General features: G+C 73.6%; 20 protein-coding genes. 8 read left to right on the plus strand and 12 right to left on the minus strand.

The genetic code is table 11. The features are described from left to right. Window positions 1–126: 126 nt before the first annotated feature. The gene (locus AB0F15_RS39560) at window positions 127–576 is read right to left on the minus strand and encodes a DUF4383 domain-containing protein (RefSeq protein WP_360282022.1); all 450 of its coding nucleotides are present in this window, start codon (window positions 574–576) and stop codon (window positions 127–129) included. Window positions 577–781: 205 nt separating this feature from the next. On the opposite strand from AB0F15_RS39560, the gene AB0F15_RS39565 reads away from it, so the two are divergent. The 4 genes from AB0F15_RS39565 to AB0F15_RS39580 all read left to right on the plus strand — a co-directional run bounded on the left by AB0F15_RS39565 (window position 782) and on the right by AB0F15_RS39580 (window position 3,115). After that, complete coding sequence (locus AB0F15_RS39565) at window positions 782–1,543, plus strand: ATP-binding protein (protein ID WP_360282024.1); 762 nt, start codon at window positions 782–784, stop codon at window positions 1,541–1,543. After that, window positions 1,540–2,097: an HAD domain-containing protein gene (locus tag AB0F15_RS39570; protein ID WP_360282026.1), complete on the plus strand. Its 558-nt coding sequence runs from the start codon at window positions 1,540–1,542 to the stop codon at window positions 2,095–2,097. Before AB0F15_RS39565 ends, AB0F15_RS39570 begins: the two co-directional genes overlap by 4 nt. Before the next feature lie 4 nt (window positions 2,098–2,101). Beyond that, window positions 2,102–2,581 carry a hypothetical protein gene (locus tag AB0F15_RS39575; RefSeq protein WP_360282028.1) on the plus strand — a complete coding sequence of 160 codons (480 nt, stop codon included), beginning with the start codon at window positions 2,102–2,104 and terminating at the stop codon, window positions 2,579–2,581. Between the two features lie 66 nt (window positions 2,582–2,647). Continuing rightward, complete coding sequence (locus AB0F15_RS39580; RefSeq protein ID WP_360282030.1) at window positions 2,648–3,115, plus strand: MarR family transcriptional regulator; 468 nt, start codon at window positions 2,648–2,650, stop codon at window positions 3,113–3,115. A 23-nt stretch (window positions 3,116–3,138) separates the two neighbouring features. Here the strand turns inward: AB0F15_RS39580 and AB0F15_RS39585 are convergent, their stop codons facing one another. Then, complete coding sequence (locus tag AB0F15_RS39585) at window positions 3,139–4,518, minus strand: alpha/beta hydrolase (protein WP_360282032.1); 1,380 nt, start codon at window positions 4,516–4,518, stop codon at window positions 3,139–3,141. A gap of 173 nt (window positions 4,519–4,691) precedes the next feature. Here AB0F15_RS39585 and AB0F15_RS39590 point away from each other — a divergent pair, with 173 nt between their 5' ends. Both AB0F15_RS39590 and AB0F15_RS39595 read left to right on the plus strand, forming a co-directional pair. Further along, window positions 4,692–5,438, plus strand: coding sequence for a GAF and ANTAR domain-containing protein (locus tag AB0F15_RS39590; protein WP_360282034.1), 747 nt, complete (start codon window positions 4,692–4,694; stop codon window positions 5,436–5,438). Window positions 5,439–5,441: 3 nt separating this feature from the next. Next, complete coding sequence (locus AB0F15_RS39595) at window positions 5,442–6,851, plus strand: PP2C family protein-serine/threonine phosphatase (RefSeq protein WP_360282036.1); 1,410 nt, start codon at window positions 5,442–5,444, stop codon at window positions 6,849–6,851. A 15-nt stretch (window positions 6,852–6,866) separates the two neighbouring features. Here AB0F15_RS39595 and AB0F15_RS39600 read toward each other — a convergent pair whose 3' ends face one another. The 3 genes from AB0F15_RS39600 to AB0F15_RS39610 all read right to left on the minus strand — a co-directional run bounded on the left by AB0F15_RS39600 (window position 6,867) and on the right by AB0F15_RS39610 (window position 9,941). Further along, window positions 6,867–7,262, minus strand: coding sequence for an STAS domain-containing protein (locus tag AB0F15_RS39600; RefSeq protein ID WP_360282038.1), 396 nt, complete (start codon window positions 7,260–7,262; stop codon window positions 6,867–6,869). Between the two features lie 115 nt (window positions 7,263–7,377). Further along, window positions 7,378–8,154 carry an ANTAR domain-containing protein gene (locus tag AB0F15_RS39605; protein WP_360282040.1) on the minus strand — a complete coding sequence of 259 codons (777 nt, stop codon included), beginning with the start codon at window positions 8,152–8,154 and terminating at the stop codon, window positions 7,378–7,380. Window positions 8,155–8,297: 143 nt separating this feature from the next. Beyond that, window positions 8,298–9,941, minus strand: a complete 1,644-nt coding sequence (locus AB0F15_RS39610; RefSeq protein ID WP_360282042.1) for a RecQ family ATP-dependent DNA helicase — start codon at window positions 9,939–9,941, stop codon at window positions 8,298–8,300. Between the two features lie 125 nt (window positions 9,942–10,066). Between AB0F15_RS39610 and AB0F15_RS39615 the strand changes: the two genes are divergently transcribed. Then, window positions 10,067–11,008 carry a PfkB family carbohydrate kinase gene (locus AB0F15_RS39615; RefSeq protein ID WP_360282044.1) on the plus strand — a complete coding sequence of 314 codons (942 nt, stop codon included), beginning with the start codon at window positions 10,067–10,069 and terminating at the stop codon, window positions 11,006–11,008. 80 nt (window positions 11,009–11,088) lie between these two features. Here the strand turns inward: AB0F15_RS39615 and ligD are convergent, their stop codons facing one another. From ligD to AB0F15_RS39645, 6 genes are all read right to left on the minus strand, one after another. Further along, the gene (ligD, locus tag AB0F15_RS39620) at window positions 11,089–12,678 is read right to left on the minus strand and encodes a non-homologous end-joining DNA ligase (protein WP_360282046.1); all 1,590 of its coding nucleotides are present in this window, start codon (window positions 12,676–12,678) and stop codon (window positions 11,089–11,091) included. A 17-nt stretch (window positions 12,679–12,695) separates the two neighbouring features. Continuing rightward, complete coding sequence (locus tag AB0F15_RS39625) at window positions 12,696–12,830, minus strand: hypothetical protein (RefSeq protein ID WP_360282048.1); 135 nt, start codon at window positions 12,828–12,830, stop codon at window positions 12,696–12,698. A gap of 5 nt (window positions 12,831–12,835) precedes the next feature. After that, on the minus strand, window positions 12,836–13,390 hold the full coding sequence (locus AB0F15_RS39630) for a hemerythrin domain-containing protein (protein ID WP_360282050.1): 555 nt from the start codon (window positions 13,388–13,390) through the stop codon (window positions 12,836–12,838). Between the two features lie 59 nt (window positions 13,391–13,449). Next, window positions 13,450–13,635, minus strand: coding sequence for a hypothetical protein (locus tag AB0F15_RS39635; protein WP_360282052.1), 186 nt, complete (start codon window positions 13,633–13,635; stop codon window positions 13,450–13,452). Then, window positions 13,635–13,835: a hypothetical protein gene (locus AB0F15_RS39640; protein ID WP_360282054.1), complete on the minus strand. Its 201-nt coding sequence runs from the start codon at window positions 13,833–13,835 to the stop codon at window positions 13,635–13,637. Before AB0F15_RS39640 ends, AB0F15_RS39635 begins: the two co-directional genes overlap by 1 nt. Window positions 13,836–13,949: 114 nt before the next feature. Then, window positions 13,950–14,741: an alpha-amylase family glycosyl hydrolase gene (locus AB0F15_RS39645; RefSeq protein ID WP_360282056.1), complete on the minus strand. Its 792-nt coding sequence runs from the start codon at window positions 14,739–14,741 to the stop codon at window positions 13,950–13,952. Window positions 14,742–14,767: 26 nt separating this feature from the next. Here AB0F15_RS39645 and AB0F15_RS39650 point away from each other — a divergent pair, with 26 nt between their 5' ends. Next, window positions 14,768–15,568, plus strand: coding sequence for a class I SAM-dependent methyltransferase (locus tag AB0F15_RS39650; protein WP_360282058.1), 801 nt, complete (start codon window positions 14,768–14,770; stop codon window positions 15,566–15,568). On the opposite strand, the gene AB0F15_RS39655 is transcribed toward AB0F15_RS39650, so the two are convergent. Further along, a complete protein-coding gene (locus AB0F15_RS39655; protein ID WP_360282060.1) occupies window positions 15,552–15,926 on the minus strand; it encodes a hypothetical protein in 375 nt (124 codons plus the stop codon). The genes AB0F15_RS39650 and AB0F15_RS39655 overlap by 17 nt on opposite strands.

Consider the following 15,926-nt stretch of genomic DNA (forward strand, 5'->3'; position numbering starts at 1 on the left):
CCGCCGGCCCCCTACCCCCCCCCCCCCCCGCCCCTCCGGGCCCTCGGGGTGGGGCCGGACGGGGGCGGGGGGCGCCAATCCCCCCCGCCCCCCGACGCCCCTGATCACCCACGTGGCGCGTGGTGCCTAGCGGAGCCCCGGACCGCGGGCGGCGCGGCCGGTGAGCAGGCCGAGGGCGATCATGCCGACGCCCAGGACCAGGTGCAGCCAGTTGTCGGCGTTGTTGACGGGCACGAAGTTCGCGTCGCTGCCGTGGTCGATCACCAGCCCGTACAGCCAGAGGACCAGGTAGACCACCCCACCGGCGACGAGGTACGACTTGGCGCCGCGCGCGGTGCGGGCGGCGGCGAGGCCGACGACCCCGAACAGCAGGTGCACGATGTTGTGCAGGACCGAGACCATGAACACGCCCAGCAGCATCGCCATCGAGTCGTGGCCGGCGAAGCCGAGCTGGTCGTAGTCCGTGGTGACGCCCGGGACGAAGCCCAGCACGCCGACCAGCAGGAAGACGACCGAGACGACAGCTGCGGCAACCTGCACGGGCGTCCGCGTGTGCGTGTGGGTGGCTGCTGACATGGTATTTCCCTCCTTGCCCGCCGCCGTCGGGGACCGGATGGTTCGTCCGGCGGTCATCACTGCGGCCACGCATACCCAGCCAAGGAGCCCCTAAGCACGGCTGCCGCGGGCATCCTTCCGGCGCGGAACGGTTAGTCTGGACTGACGAGCCACTCCCCTGGCATGGAACTGCGGCCGCGTCGTGCGGTCATGGAAGGCGAGGGCCATGGCCGAAGTCCGGATGAAACTCATCCCGCGGGCCCGCTCGACGGTCCTCACCCTGACCGGCACCCTCGACCTGCGCACCCACCCCACCGTGCGCGACGGTCTGCTCAAGGCCGCCACCGAAGCGCCGGACGGCCTGATCGCCGACGTCTCCGAGCTCGGCTTCGCCGGCGACGCGCAGCTCAGCGTCTTCGCGCTCGTGGCGATGCGGCTGGGCGATTGGCCGGGCATCCCGTTCGCTCTGGTCACCCGGCGACCGGACCAGGCCGAGATCCTCCGCCGTTCGCCGGTGGCCCGGTACGCACCGGTGCACGGCAATGCGGCCGAAGCCGAGCACGGGTTCGGCGACCCGGTACGCCGGCGCGCGGTCCGCGCGTTCCCCCGCGCCGACACGACCGCGGCGCTCGCCCGCGACTTCGTCACCGAGCGGTGCCAGGCGTGGACCATCCCGGAACTCCTCGGCGACGCGCTCGTGATCGTGACGGAACTGGTGGAGAACACGCTGCAGCACACCAGCTCCCGCCCGGAGGTCCGCATCGACCTCCGCCGCGGGATCTGCACGATCGCCGTCGCCGACGAAGACCCGCGCCCGGCCCAGCTCCGCGAACAGCGGACGGCAACAGACCCCGGACTCGGCATCAAGCTCGTCGCGCAGTCCGCCCGCGTCTGGGGCTGCAGCCGGTCCTGGGCCGGCGGCAAGGTGGTCTGGGCGACGCTGCGCGTTACCCGGAGATCGACGGAATCGCCTATCGTGCAACCGTGACCGGTTCGGGACAGCGTCCGTTGATCTTCCTCGACGTCGACGGGCCGCTCCTCCCCTTCGGCGCTCCGTCGCAGCAGTATCCGGCCTACCAGCTGGATCCGGAGCGGCCGGCGGCCGGCTCGAATCCGCTCCTGGCCCGCATCAACCCCGATCACGGACGACGGCTGGCAGCGCTACCGGGTGATCTGACTTGGGCAACGACCTGGATGGCCGACGCGAACGAGTGCATCGCGCCACTGATCGGCCTGCCGCAGTTGGCCGTGGTGGACTGGCCGGAGCCATCCGGGACCGACGAGCCGGAGGAGCGCAACGGGCTGCACTGGAAGACCCGTGCCCTCGTCGACTGGGCAGCAGGGCGCGCCTTCGCCTGGATCGACGACGAGATCACCGAGACCGATCGGGCCTGGGTGTCCGCGCACCATCGTGGGGAAGCCCTGCTCCATCGTGTCGACCCCCGCCATGGCCTCACTGACGCTGACTACGCCACCCCGGGTGAGTGGCTGCGCACGACCCATGAGACACCGCCGCGACCACCCGACACACCGAAGGCTTGAGGGCATGGGGTACGACCTGCAAGCCGTCGTCGCCGCCCAGCCGGTGCTGAGCACCCTGGTCGGCGCCATCGAGGAGGCACACATCGTGCCACTGGGACAGCACCTGTCACTGCTCCCGATGACCGACGCGCTCTTCGACGCCGTCACCGTCGCCGGCGGGCCCAAGTCCCGCGGATTCTGGAAGATGCCCGCCGGGTTCGACCGCGCACTGGCCGCCTGTTCGACGACCGGTCCCGTCGCCTACCTCGAAGCCGACTACTTCGGCGGCACAGGCTCACAGAACGCCCAGGTGTGGGACGGCGGACACGGTGTCCTCGGCCCCCTTCACCTCGCCGAAAACCAGCCGTTTCCCGCCGACGGCAGCCCGATCTCCCGGGCCCTCCGACGCCTCGGCGTCCACAAGGGACACCACCACGACGAATTCGACGCCGTCGGCCTCGGTCGCCACCGCGACACCGACGACTGGCTCGCGCGTCTCACCTGACCCGGCCAGGTGGACCGGTTTCCTGGCTGCTTTCCCGGCGGTTCCGCCGTCGGGGAAGATGAGCGGGTGACCGGACCCGCCACTTCCGACGACCCGCGTGCCAAGGCACTGCCGTCCATGCTGTACCTGGTCAAGCAACTGGAGCTGGCCGTGCGGGCGCGGCTGGACGAGGCGCTGCGGCCGGTGTCCGTCACGCCGCTGCAGTACACCGCGCTGACGGTCCTCGAGCGCCGGTCGGACCTGAGCACGGCCGAGCTCGCCCGCAACGCGTTCGTGACCGATCAGAGCGCCGCGGACATGGTCGGCGTGCTCGAGGGCCGCGGCCTCATCCTGCGGCACCCGGATCCCGGCGACCGCCGCCGCCGGGTCCTGCGGCTCACGGCGGCGGGCCGGGAGCTGCTCGATCGGGTGCGGGCGGACGTGGCGGCCGTGGAGGAGCGGATGCTGTCCCCGCTGGGCGCGGACGAGGCGGACGACCTGCGCCGCTACGTGACCGCCTGCCGCGGTGCGCTGTCGAACTCACTCCCGCACTAGCAGCTCCCCGTTCCAGCCCCGTTCTAAAAGGACGTACGCCCCGGCTCGCCCAGTCCGCCGGCCAGGAGCGGTGCCCGGAAGGGCACGTAACGCGCCTGGTCGCTGCCGGGAAGGTGCAGCGATGCCGCGGCCGCGTTGAGCGCGGCCGGCTGCGTGACCTCGTCCCACCGGCCGGTGCCGATGCGGTGCTCCAGAGCGTGCAGGGCCGCGATCGTCTCGGCAGGCTGGAAGGCGCAATGGCCGGTGCCGCGGACGTAGGCCTGGCGCAGCAGCGCGGTTTTGCCGGCCCGGGCGACCTGACGGCCAAACCAGTTCTCCTGCTCGACCGGCACCAGCTGGTCGTCGGTGGTGTGGATGTTCAGCTCCGGCACGGCCAGGTGACCGGACGGCGTCGAGGTGCGGGCGAGGGTGGCGATGGCCTTCGGGTCGGCGTGGATGTCGGCGTGGCGGGTCAGGCTCGCCAGGTCGGCGTCCAGGTCCAAGCCCGCCGCGCGGTAGAGGGCGCGTACCTCGTCGGCGTGGACGCTGTGGTGCAGCACCGTCGCGAAGTCCACCCCGGCGGTGGCGGAGCTGTTGCCGCCGGCGGCGAGCTCGATCTGCGGCCGGGCCCCCGCGTAGCGGGCCCAACCCGGGCCGACGAGCGCGAGCTCCTGCTGCACCTCCTGGGCCGCGAAGTCGTGCGGGGCCGGAGCGGCCGGACCGGAGAACCAGGTGGGCACGTTGGCCAGGGCGGCAGCCAAGGCGACCCGGGCTCGGCCCGGCGCGGTCTGCTGGCCGTCAGCGGTGGCCCGGTTGAGCGCGTCGACGGTCTCGGCGGCCTCCCCGTCGTTCCGGAATTCGACGAGCTTGATCGGCTTCGGCGCCAGCAGGTGCGACACCGCGTACTCACCGTCGAGCTGGTAGTCGTTGAGGTTGAGCGCGCCCGCGACCAGGCCACAGCTGGTCAGGGTGCCGTCGATCCGGCCGTGCGCGTCCTCGGATTCCAGCGCGCTCACCAGCCCTCCCATCGAGGTCCCCCACGCGATGGTGCGGTGCGCTCGGCCGACGGTCTTCTCGATCGCGCGCAGCGCCCCGAACTGGTCGTCGACGGCCGACTTCAGTGCCCACAGCGACGGACCCGAATACGACGAGCCGACCAGGGCGTACCCCTCGCCGAGAAGGATCTGCTTGGTGGCGGGGTCGGGCGCGTCCTTCGCGGCCAGCGGCCCGTATCCGTGGCTGTACAGGATGAGCGTGCCGTTCCAGGGGGCCGGCACGTCGGCCACCCAGCCGGCGCCGTCGGCCAAGGTGCCCGTGTACGCCCGCGTCACCACGTCGGCCTGCGCCGCCGACGGCGAAACGACTCCGCCGACGATGACCGCCGCGGTGGCAACAGCCCCGATTCGTGCGCGTGCAGCGCGCATGACGTTCTCCTCCCAGCGGGTTCTTCCGACACCGAGCACCTTGACACGCTCAGTGCTCGATGTACAGGTTTCCTGTATATTTTCCCGGGGAAGCGAGGCGTCGAGCGAGTTCCCGGCGACGGGGTGCGGCGGCACCACGTTTACCGGTGAGCCCGGATTGGTAATCAACGGCCATGTCGTCGGAACAGGCCACGCCGGGCGAACTGCCGCTGGACGGCGAGCTGGCCACGGTCGCCGCCCGGATGTCGGGATTGCTGCTCTCGCGGGAAACCGTGGATTCGGTGCTGGAACTGATCGTTTCGCTGGCGGGGACGACGATCGCCGCCGCCGAGGGGGTAGGGGTGACCCTCGTCGACACCCAGGGCAGCTTCGACACGACGTGCGCGTCGGGCCCGTTGGTGCGCGAGGCCGACACCCTGCAGTACGAGCTGGGCGAAGGTCCCTGCCTGGCCGCGCTGGCCGGGTGTTCGCCGCAGCGGATCGACGATGTCGCCCGCGAACGGCGCTGGAGCCGGTGGTGCGCCGCCGTGGCCGGCTCGGGCCTGCGGTCGGTCGTCACCGCCCCGATGGTCACCGAAGACGGCTGTCACGGCGCCATCAAGATCTACGCGACGGCTCCAAGAGCCTTCGGGCCCGTCGACGAACGGACACTGGTGACGTTCGCCGACCGCGCCGCGGTGCTGGTCGCCAACGCCCGCGCCTACGAACGGGCCGGCCGGTTCAGCGAGCGGTTCAAGGACACCCTGCGCGACCGTGACCTGATCACCCTGGCGAAGGGCTTCCTCATGGGCCGGGACGGCCTCGGTGAGGACGCCGCGTTCGACCGCCTGCGCTCGCTGGCCGGCGCCCACGGCGGCAGCACGGCCGAGGCCGCCGCGCACCTCGTCGGCCCCGTCGCCGGTCCTCCTCGGGAAGGGTGACGGATGCGTTCCCTGCCCGAGGAGGACCAGCGACGGCTGCTCGCCGCCTGCTTCGCCCGGAGCGACCTGACGCTGGAACAGCTGTGGATGCGGTACTTCGCGCTCGGCGGCAGCCTGAGCCTGCTCGAGCTGGACGCCTACCTCAACGGGCTGGTCACGCTGCCCCGCATCGACCGCGACATGCTCGCCCACGCCGTCAACGAACGGCTCGACGAGATGACCGGGCCGGCCCACGCGCCCTACAGCCGCTCGATCGAGGACGCGAAACCGTTGCACGGGCCCCTCCGGGCGCTCGTCGACCTGCTCGAAGGCGCGCACCGCGCCCCGCCCGAGCGGCTCCCGGCCGTCGTCGCCGACGCGGGCCGCGCGCTCGACCTGAAGATCGGCGTCTACCTGGCCGACTACGACCAGCGGACGCTCGTGCCGGTGCGGGCGGGCGCCGCGGAACTCGACATCGAGACCACCGTCGGCGGCGAAGTGTTCCGCTGCGCCGGGACCACCGTGACGCGGGAAGGTACCTTGTGGACGGTCCTGCTCGACGGCGTCGAACGGCTCGGGGTGCTGGAAATCGTGCCGACCGGCGACGCCGACCCGGACGACCCGGTGCTGCGGGAGCAGTGCCGGTGGCTGGCCACGCTGCTCGGGCACCTCGTCACCGTCACCACCCAGTACGGCGACGGCCTGGACCGCCTTCGCCGCCGCCGTCACCGCGGCTCCCCCGCCGAGCTGCTGTGGCAGAGCCTGCCGCCGCTCACCGCGGCCACCGAAAGCGTCGTCGTGGGCCTGAGCGTCCAGCCGGCGTACGACCTCTGCGGCACCGTCTTCGACTACGCCTTGTCGGAGGAGCAGGCGCAGCTGGCGGTGTTCGACTCCGGCGTGCGCACCGCCAGCGCGACCACCGCCGTCGTGCACGCCCTCGCCGCCCACCGCGCCGTCCGCCACGGCGGTGCCTGCCTCGACGAGCAGTTCGCCGCGGTCGCCGCGGAACTGGCGGCCCTGCCGGACGCCCCCGCCGTGAGTGGCGTGCTCGCCGAGCTGGACCTGGCCACCGGCGTCCTGCGCTGGGTGAACGCCGGGCATCCTGAGCCGCTGGTCGTCCGCCGCGGCGCAGCCGTTCCCACGACCGGGCCCGCCGTCCCGCAGTTCGCCGCGGCCGGCGCGCCGCCCCCGGTCACGGAGGTCCGGCTCGAACCCGGCGACCTGCTCGCACTGCACTCCCGGGGCGTCGCCGAGACCACGGACGGGGCCGGAGAGCCGTTCGGCCGCGCCCGGATCGCCGCGCACCTCGGCCGCGACGCCGGCGAGCTGCCCCCGGAGATCGCCCGCCGGCTCACCCGCGCCGTCCTTGCGCACGGCGGCGGCGCGTTCCGGCAGGACGCGGGCGTGCTGATCGCCCGCAGGCTCCCCCGCTGAGCGGGCGGGCGGCCGTCAGCAGGCGGTGTCGTGCACCTCGGCCGAAGACAGTTCCCGCAGGGCGTCGGACAGTGACGCGAACATCGGGACGACCGCGGCCAGCCCGGTGATCCGGAACAGGCGCGCGAGGGTCCGGCTGTTCGCCACCACCCCGAACCGCCGTCGCTCCGCACCGGCCCGTTCCGCCGCGGCCGCGAGCGCGCGGGCGCCGGCCAGACCGACGAAGGCCACCTGCGTGAGGTCCACCACGGTCGTTCCCGGTGGCGCCGCGCCCAGCTCGCGCTCGAGGATCGGCAGGGTCAGCGCATCGATTTCGCCGGCGAAGGTCAGCACCAGGAAACCGGGGCGGTACGCCGTCCGGCGCGCCGTGAGGGGCGCGGACCGGGTGGGGACCGGAAAGGTGGGGGACACGGGTTCGGCAGGCCTTCCGCGCCGGCTCGGGGCCGGCGACGCAGTGACGTGATCCAGTGACGTGATCAAGGACGGAGTCTTGATACCCAACCACCCGATCGGGAAACGCTTTTCGTCACGGCGAGCCGGGCGTGAACGCCGACCAGAGCCGTTCCGCGGCGTGGCGTGCCGGGGCGCCGGGCCGGATCTCCCGGGTGCCCTCCGGCTGGGCCGCCGCGTGGCCACCGAGGTACTCGACGAGGGCGACGGCCAGCTCGCGGACCTTGACGTTGAACTCCTGGCTGGCGCGGCGCAGCGTCTGCCAGGCCTCCTCCGGCGGGCACCGCCGGGCCGCCATGATCGCGCCCTTCGCCTGCTCGATGGCAGCGCGGGAAGCCAGCAGGTCGAGCATCTGGTCGGGGTCGCCCGCGGTGGCGGTCTCGGCGACCACGAGAGTCATTTCGGTGAGCTTCGCGTACCGCTCCAGGACAGCCAAGGTGCCGGCGGCGGGCGGCCGGTCGAGCGTGGCCGACAGCACGAAGGCCCCGTCGTCGTCCCAGAACCCGGGCAGTGCGACGGCACCGCGGATCGCCGCGGCCGCCGGACCGCCGTCGAACACGGTCTCGCGCGTCAACGCCGGCCAGCGTGCGTCGCCGAAGAGGCGGTCCGTGGTGACCGGCTCACCGGTGGCGTCCGCGACGGCGACCGGGCCGCCGTGCGCCAGCTGAGCGGGCAGCAGGTGCTCGGCGACGCCCGTCGCGGCCAGCACCCGCAGCGGCCGCTCGCCGCGGCTGACGGTCAGGCCGGTGCCGAGGCAGCCGGGCAGCTCGCCGGCGATCCGCTCGAGCAGGGCGTGCAGCAATTCGGTCAGCGGTCTCCAGCGGTCCGCCGCGTTCATCAGTGTTTCGGTCACCGAACCTCCACCGGTCTTTGGTTCCCTTGATTTACCCCAAAACGCGGTGGTCTGCCTCCGTCGGCGCGCCGGTTTGTGGGCCCGGCCACGCGCAGCGGCGACCCGGCACGGCCAACCGGCGGAACCGGCTCACCCGGTTGCCCTCAGCAGCGCTCGAGGAGGTCCTGCTCCCGCACGACCGGCAGCGACAACGTCCGGTAACCGACGTCGTCGAAGAGGACGGTGAGTTTGTCCGCCTCGACGGTCATCACGACGCCGCGGCCCCACTCGGCGTGCCGCACCACGCTCTCCGCGCGGAATTCCGCCGCGGGCGGCGGGTCGGCGGCCGCGGCACCGGCCTCGCAGGTGTCGCAGTGACCGCACGGCGTCGCGAGTTCCTCGCCGAAGTACCCGAGCAGGTAACGGCGCCGGCAGCCGGTGGTCTCCGCATAGGCGCGCAGCATCTCCACCCGTGAGCGGACGAGCTCGGCCGCCCGCTCAGCCGCTGCGAGCGCCCGCCCGACGACGGCGTCGTCGTCACCGCCAGCGTCATCGCCGGTGCCGCCGCCGCTGAGCGCGAACCGGCCGTCCGGCCCGGTCAGCACGTCGCCGCACCGTTCGAGCAGGCCGAGGGCGCGGGTCCGCCGCGCGGGCGGACCGGGGACGGCCTCGGCGAGGCCGTCCCGGTCCAGCGGTCCCGTCCGCAGCGCCGAGACGACCGCCCGGAGCTCCTCCTCCGGTGGCGCCGACCGGGTCAGGAACCGTTGCCGCGCCAGGTCTTCCGGCCGGTAGCAGAGCAGCACCCCGGCGGGTTCGCCGTCGCGGCCCGCACGGCCGATCTGCTGGTAGTAGGTGTCGATCGAGTCCGGGACGGACGCGTGCACCACGAACCGCACGTCGGGCTGGTCGATGCCCATGCCGAACGCCGAGGTCGCCACCACGACGTCGGTCTCCCCCGCGGCGAACCGCTCGTGCACCGCGTCGCGGTCGGCGGCCTTCATCCCGCCGTGGTAGGCGAAGGCGCGGACCCCGCGGGCCGTCAGCGCCTCGGCGTACTCCTCGGTCTCCCGGCGGCTCGCGGTGTAGAGCAGCCCGCTGCCGGGCATCGCGGCGACGCGGTCCACCACCGCGGCGCGCTTCGCGGCGTCTTCGGTGAACCGCGCGACCGCCAGGTGCAGGTTCGGCCGGTCGAAGCTCGCGATCACCCGCACCGGGTCCCGCAGGCCCAGCGCCGCCGTGATGTCGTCGCGGACCGGCGCGGCCGCGGTGGCCGTGAGGGCGACGACCGGTGGCCGCCCGAGCCGTTCGGCGACCGGGGCGAGACGCAGGTAGTCGGGCCGGAAGTCGTGGCCCCACGCCGAAACGCAGTGCGCCTCGTCGACGACGAACAGCGAGACCCCCGCCTCGGCCAGCCCGGCGACGACCTCGTCCTTCGCGAGCTGCTCCGGCGACAGGAAGATGTACTCCGCCGTGCCGCCCCGGATCGCGTCCCACACGCGGTCCCGGTCGCCCGCCGACTGCCGCGAGTCGAGCGCCACGGCGTCCGGGACGGCCGCGGCGTCCAAGCCTTCGATCTGGTCGCGCTGCAGCGCCAGCAGCGGTGACACGATCACCGTCGGACCGGGCAGCACCAGCGCGGGCACCTGGTAGATCGCCGATTTGCCGGCCCCGGTGGGCAGCACCACCAGCACGTCCCGGCCGTCCCACGCCGCGCTCATCGCCTCGACCTGCTCGGCGGACAGCTCGGCCCAGCCGAACCGCTCCGCGGCCAGCCGGCGCAGCTCGGCCACCTTCCCGTCGTCGCTCATGGCGGCAGGGCTACCCACGACGGCGCCCGGCAACCACCCGACCCGAACGAGCGGTTTACCCGGCGGCGCGTCCGGGGTAGCCGATCGATGATCCGAGGAGGCGCAATGACCCACCGGTGGTCCCGATGATGTTCAGCGAAGTCGTCGTCGCCGGGCAAATCGCCCGCGACCTGGTGATCGAGGTCCCGGAGGCGCCGGACGCGGGCTCGTCGGCGCCGGTCCGGCACCGGCAGGAGCTGCTCGGCGGCAAGGGCGCGAACCAGGCCGTGGCGCTGAGCCAGCTCGGCGTGTCGGTGTCGCTGATCGGCGTCGTCGGCCGTGACCGCACCGGGGACGCCCTGCTCGCCCAGGCGCGCGCCGACCGGATCGGGACCTCGCACGTGATCCGCCGCGCGGACACCGAGACGGCGCTGCTCGTCGACGTCGTCGACGAGCACGGCCGCCGCCGCTACCTCGAGCACGTCCCGGACCCGACGCTGCTCACCGAAACCGACGTCTTCGCCGCGTCCGCCCCGATTTCGGCGGCCGCCTCCCTCATCGTGCAGCTGCAGCAGCCCGCCCCGGCGGCCCTGTTGGCGGCCCGGCTCGCGCACACGGCGGGCACCCGGGTCGTGCTGGACGGGGCACCGCAGGACGACGCGCTCACCCCGGACCTGCTGGCCCTCTCCGACGTCGTGCGCGCCGACAGCCACGAAGCCGAGCTCCTCACCGGGCAGCCGGTGGACGACGTCGCTTCGGCCGTCCGCGCCGCCGCGGATCTCCGGCGGCGCGGACCCTCCCTGGTCGTCCTCGGGGTGGGTGGGCAGGGGAACCTCTTCGCCAGTGCGGAAGGCACCTGGTTCGTGCCGCACGTCGAGACCGACGTCGTCGACCCCACCGGCGCCGGTGACGCGCTCGTCGCCACCCTGACCGCGGCGCTGACCCGCCGACGGCCGCTGGAGACGGCGGCGAGCCTGGCCGTCGCGGCCGCCGCCGCGACGACCGAGCACGCGGGCGGCCGCCCGCGCCTGTCCCGCGCGGAACTCGACCGGCTGCAGCCCCGGCAGCTGGAAACCGTCCACGCCTGAGGGCTACCGGCCGGCACGTCGGCGGTTCGCTGCCTACCGGATGACGCTCGCGGCCGCTGCCGACCCGCGGGCGGTGCCGGCTACAGGCCGGGCAGCTTCTGTTCGAGGCCGCGCAGCACCGAGAACGGGTCGCCGTGCTCGGCCAAGCGGCCCGGGACGTCCCGGATCGTCCACCGGCCGGGCGCGAGCTCCGGGTCGTCCAGCTCGTCCCACTCCAGCGGCACCGAAACCGGCGCACCGGGCCGGGGCCGGACGCTGTAGGGCGCGACGAGGGTCTTGTTGAGCACGTTCTGCGTGTAGTCGAGCCGCGCCCGGCCGCGGCGCTTGTCCTTCGTCCAGGCCCAGCTGACCAGGTCGGGCAGCACCCGGCCGATCGTCTTGGACACCGTCTCCGCCCACGTGCGTGTCTGCTCGAAGGTGCAGTGCGGCGCGATCGGCACCCACACCTGGATGCCGCGCTGCCCGGTCACCTTGGGCCGGCCGGTCAGCCCGAGGTGCTCGAGCGCGGTGCGGTGCAGCCGCGCCAGCTCCAGCACCTGCTCGAACGTGGTCTCCGGGCCCGGGTCGATGTCGAACAGCACCCACGTCGGGTGGTCGACGTCGGCGGCGCGGGAGGTCCAGGCGTGCAGCTCCAGCGCGCCGTAGTTCGCCAGCCACGCCAAGGTCGCGACGCTGTCGGTCACGACGTACCGCCGGCTCTCCCCCGGCCGGGCATGTTCGTTGCGCCAGGTGGTCAGCCAGTCCGGTGCGTGCTGCGGGACCTCCTTCTGCCAGAAGCCCGCCTCGGTGACGCCCTGCGGGAACCGGTGGGTGTTGAGCGGGCGGCCGGCCAGGTACGGCAGCATCACCGGCCCGACCGTGACGTAGTACCGGATGAGGTCCCGTTTGGTGGCGGGCTCGCCGTCGGCGGCCGCCGGGAAGAGCACCTTGTCCAGGTTGGTCAGCGCCAGCTCGCGGCCCGCCACCGACCACCGGCCCTTGGCACCCAGCGCGTCGAGGGCCGCCAGTTCGTCGGCGGTGGCCGCCTGCCGGCCGCCGACCGGTTCCTCCGCTTCCGCGGCCGGACGGTCGCCGTGCCACAGGGCTTCGGGGGCGGCCGCGACCTCGTCGTTGGTGCGGCCGCTCTTCACCGAACGCGGGTGGTCCTCGGCGTCCCAGCCGGCCTGGGCGTGTTCGTCCTGCTTGTGCAGCAAGAACCACTGGTCCTTGTCCCCGCCGTCGCCCCGTCGGGTGCGGACCAGGACGAACCGGCCGGCCAGCTTCTCGCCTTCGAGGTCGAAGTGCAGGGTCCCGGCCTCGATCGCGCGCACCGGATCGGCCTCGACGGGCCGCCACACCCCGCGGTCCCAGACGATGACGTCACCGCCGCCGTACTCGCCGCGCGGGATGACGCCCTCGAAACCGGCGTACTCGATCGGGTGATCTTCGACGTGCACGGCCAGCCGGCGGGCCTTCGGGTCCAGCGTGGGACCCTTCGGCACCGCCCAGCTGACCAGCACGCCGTCGAGCTCGAGCCGGAAGTCGTAGTGCAACCGGCGCGCCCGGTGCCGCTGCACCACGAACCGGTGGCCGTCCGCGCCGGCCGCGGCCCCGCCGGCCGGCTCCGCGGTGCGGTCGAAGTCGCGCATCTCTCGGTAGCGCCGCAGTTTGCGGGCCGGGGCATCTGCCATGGGGAGGGAGTACCCACTCAGTCCGGCGACGACCAGGGCGGGTTCTTCTTCGCCAGCTCCTCGTATTCGGCGACCTCCTGCGGGGTCGGGTCCGTGCCCGCCTCCTCCGCGAACTCCTCCGGATCGGTGCCCTCGTCCTCGGGTTCGGTCATCCCGCTCAGCCTCCCAGCGCGCCGCGGATGAGGTCGCGCGCCCGGTCCATGATCGCGGCCGGCGGGCCCAGCAGCAGGTTCGCCTTCGCGCTCTCCGCACCGGGGTGCGGGCGGGTCGGCCCCACCGCTTCGGCCAGCTTGGCGGTCGCAGCCATCGCCCGCAGCCGCTCCGGCGGGCGGTGCGCCCGCAGCAGCGGGAACTCCTCCCGTTCCTCGTGCTCGGCGTGGGCAAGCACGTCTTCCCGCAGCTGGACGAGCAGGGTGTCGAACCCGTCGGCCTCCGGCCCCATCGTCTGCAGGGTGGTCAGCAGTTCCTTGGCCCGGTGCTCCTCGCCCAGCCGGGCCTCGACGACGGGCTTCGCCGCGGGCTCCAGGTCCCGGATCTCCGGGTGCACGACCAGTTCCTCCGCCGTCTCGTGCACCGCCAGCAACCGCACGAGGTCGTGGAACAGCTCCGGCCGCCGGTCGCCTTCCGCGGTCTCCAGCGCCGCGAACAGCGCACGGATCTCCCGGTGCTGCCGCTCCAGCAACGCGATGACGTCCTCGTCGTTCTCCGCCATGGAGAGCCTCCTCCTCGCTCGATGATCGGGTGGAAGAGGCATTCCCCGTCCGGGACGGGTTACTCGTCCCGGTTCGCTGTGGTGAGCCACAGCGAACCCGCGGCGGCCACGGCGAGGCCCGCCACGGTCCACCACGACCACCAGCCGAAAAAGGCGACGACCAGCCCGACGGCGAGCAGCACGCCGCCGCCGACCGAGGCGGTATCCTCGTTCCCGGCCCCGGAAAACCCTCCGGTGATCGCCATCAGCCGATCCTCCCGTCGACGGCGGCCACGACCAGCGCCGCGCAGCGCGTCACCGGCACGCCTCTCTCCTTCGCCATCGACACCAGGGCCGCGTGCGCGGCCGGACGGCTCAGTCCCTGCGCCACCAGGACTTCCAGGGCCACGCCGACGACATCGTGGGAGGGCGGGGCGGCGGACGGGGTGGCGGTGCGCACGGGCATCGGAAGACCTCCGGCTCATTCGGCGGCGAAACGAACGCGACCGGATACCCCGTCGCGCCGGGTTTCACACGCTGTGTTTCCCACGCTCCACCGAACTCTTTCGCGGGGGTCTGTTCAACTCCCGGCGAGCCATACCGCGGTGTCCGGCGGCAGGCGGCCGCCGCCGAGCGGCCCGCTCGCCAGCAGCACCCGCGCGTCGCCGGGCAGCTCGCACGACCCGGCCGCCAGGTTCACCACGCAGCCGAAGCCGGGCTCGCGCGTGAACGACAGCACGCCCGCCGGCGCGGGCGACCAGGTCATCGTGCCGTCGCCCAGCGCGGGCAGCGGCACGCGGCAGCCGTCTCGGCCGCGCCGGGTGTGCCCGGATCGTTCCCACGTCGGGTCGGCGAGCACGGCCTCGGGCAGGTCCTCGACCTCCGCCAAGCCGAGTTCTTCGCCCTGGTACAGGTAAGCGCCGCCGGGGAGGGCGAGCATCAGCAGGAGCGCGGCGCGGGCCCGCCGCGTCCCGAGCGCCAGGTCGAGCTCGCCGGCGTCGTCGCGCCCGAACCGCGTCACGTGCCGGAACCACCGGTGCCGGTCGGAGGTGTGGTTCGGCACGACGTCGACCAGGACGCGCAACCCGAGCCGGTGCGCCTCGGTGACCAGCGCGACGGCGTCGGCGTCGGCGTCGGTGCCGAACAGCGGGTCGACGGACCGGTGGTCCTCGACGTCGTACCCGCCGTCCACCATCGGCGAGCGGTACCACGGGGTGGTCCACACGGCGTCGACGCCCAGCTCCGCGAGGTAGCCGAGGCGGGAGCGGAGACCGGCGAGATCCCCGGTGCCGTCGCCGTCCGCGTCGGCGAAGCTGCGTACGCAGACCTCGTAGACCACGGCGTCGCGCCACCAGTTCGCGGAGTCGCCCATGACGCCCGAGTATCTACGCTGGGAGCGTGACCGACGCGTGGGAATGGGATCCGTCCCTCTATTCGGGCAGTGCGGAGTACTACGCGCGGGGCCGCGTCGCGTATCCCCCGGACCTCGCCGCGGCCTTCGCCGCCGAGCTGGGACTGGACGGGACGGGGCGGCTGCTCGACGTCGGCTGCGGACCCGGATCGCTGACGCTTCTGCTGGCCGGGTCGTTCGAGAAGGCGGTGGGGCTCGACGCGGACGCGGACATGCTCGCCGCCGCCGGCCGGTCGGCGGCGGACGCCGGGATCGGGAACTGCCGGTGGGTGCACCGGCGCGCGGAGGAACTGCCGGCCGGGCTGGGCCGGTTCCGGCTGATCACCTTCGCCCAGTCGTTCCACTGGTTCGACCGGCCCCGGGTCGCCGCGGCGGTGCACGGCATGCTGACCCCGGACGGGGTCTGCGCCCACGTGCACGCGTCGACGCACGAGGACGCGCACCCGGCGATCGCGGAGCTGGTGCGCGGGTACCTCGGCCCGGTGCGGCGCGCGGGCCGCGGTTCGCTGCCGGCCGGCACCCCCGGCGGCGAGGCGGAGATCTACCGCGCCGCGGGCTTCCACGGCCCGCGGCGGTTCACGGTCCCGGGCCGGGTGGTCACCCGGACCGCCGACGAGGTGGTCGCCGGCGTCTTCTCGCTCTCGAGTTCGGCGCCGCACCTGTTCGGCGACCGCCTCGCGGAGTTCGAGGCGGAGCTGCGGCAGCTCCTGGCCCCGGCGGAGACGTACCCGGTCCGGCTGCGCGAGATCGCCGTCGACCTCTGGTGGCCGTTCACCAAGGGTTGTTGAAGTCCTCGTCCTCTTCGACGGCGGCGCGGGGACGGCGGGCGCCGCGGGGCTCGTCCCGCACGGGCCCCGCGGGTCCCGCCGCCGGCGCGAACCCGCCCGGACCGGGGTACTCCTCCGCGGCGAAGGCGGAGGCCGGCTCGGCGTGCGTGCGCTCGGTGCTCCAGCCCGCCTTCGTCTTGCGCTGCGCCATCTCGCGGACGTGCTGGACGTACCGCTCGGCCGCCTGAACCTGCTTGGTCATGTGCTCGTGCGACCGCGCCTTGATCTCCTCGCCCTGCTGTTCGCGCAGGGCACGGCGATCGGCCTGTTCGCGGACGAGGCCGTCGAGCTCGGCCTTCATCCCGGCGATGTCGGTCAT

It is taken from the genome of Amycolatopsis sp. NPDC026612, assembly GCF_040638285.1.
Taxonomy (GTDB): Bacteria; Actinomycetota; Actinomycetes; order Mycobacteriales; family Pseudonocardiaceae; genus Amycolatopsis.

Coding starts and splice junctions, on each gene's coding strand:
- AB0F15_RS39590 (WP_360282034.1), top strand. CDS start 4,692: ATGTCGTCGGAACAGGCCACGCCGGGCGAACTGCCGCTGGACGGCGAG.
- AB0F15_RS39640 (WP_360282054.1), bottom strand. CDS start 13,835: ATGCCCGTGCGCACCGCCACCCCGTCCGCCGCCCCGCCCTCCCACGAT.
- AB0F15_RS39635 (WP_360282052.1), bottom strand. CDS start 13,635: ATGGCGATCACCGGAGGGTTTTCCGGGGCCGGGAACGAGGATACCGCC.
- AB0F15_RS39630 (WP_360282050.1), bottom strand. CDS start 13,390: ATGGCGGAGAACGACGAGGACGTCATCGCGTTGCTGGAGCGGCAGCAC.
- AB0F15_RS39585 (WP_360282032.1), bottom strand. CDS start 4,518: ATGCGCGCTGCACGCGCACGAATCGGGGCTGTTGCCACCGCGGCGGTC.
- AB0F15_RS39575 (WP_360282028.1), top strand. CDS start 2,102: ATGGGGTACGACCTGCAAGCCGTCGTCGCCGCCCAGCCGGTGCTGAGC.
- AB0F15_RS39610 (WP_360282042.1), bottom strand. CDS start 9,941: ATGAGCGACGACGGGAAGGTGGCCGAGCTGCGCCGGCTGGCCGCGGAG.
- AB0F15_RS39560 (WP_360282022.1), bottom strand. CDS start 576: ATGTCAGCAGCCACCCACACGCACACGCGGACGCCCGTGCAGGTTGCC.
- AB0F15_RS39655 (WP_360282060.1), bottom strand. CDS start 15,926: ATGACCGACATCGCCGGGATGAAGGCCGAGCTCGACGGCCTCGTCCGC.
- AB0F15_RS39625 (WP_360282048.1), bottom strand. CDS start 12,830: ATGACCGAACCCGAGGACGAGGGCACCGATCCGGAGGAGTTCGCGGAG.
- AB0F15_RS39565 (WP_360282024.1), top strand. CDS start 782: ATGGCCGAAGTCCGGATGAAACTCATCCCGCGGGCCCGCTCGACGGTC.
- AB0F15_RS39615 (WP_360282044.1), top strand. CDS start 10,067: ATGATGTTCAGCGAAGTCGTCGTCGCCGGGCAAATCGCCCGCGACCTG.
- AB0F15_RS39595 (WP_360282036.1), top strand. CDS start 5,442: ATGCGTTCCCTGCCCGAGGAGGACCAGCGACGGCTGCTCGCCGCCTGC.
- AB0F15_RS39645 (WP_360282056.1), bottom strand. CDS start 14,741: ATGGGCGACTCCGCGAACTGGTGGCGCGACGCCGTGGTCTACGAGGTC.
- ligD (WP_360282046.1), bottom strand. CDS start 12,678: ATGGCAGATGCCCCGGCCCGCAAACTGCGGCGCTACCGAGAGATGCGC.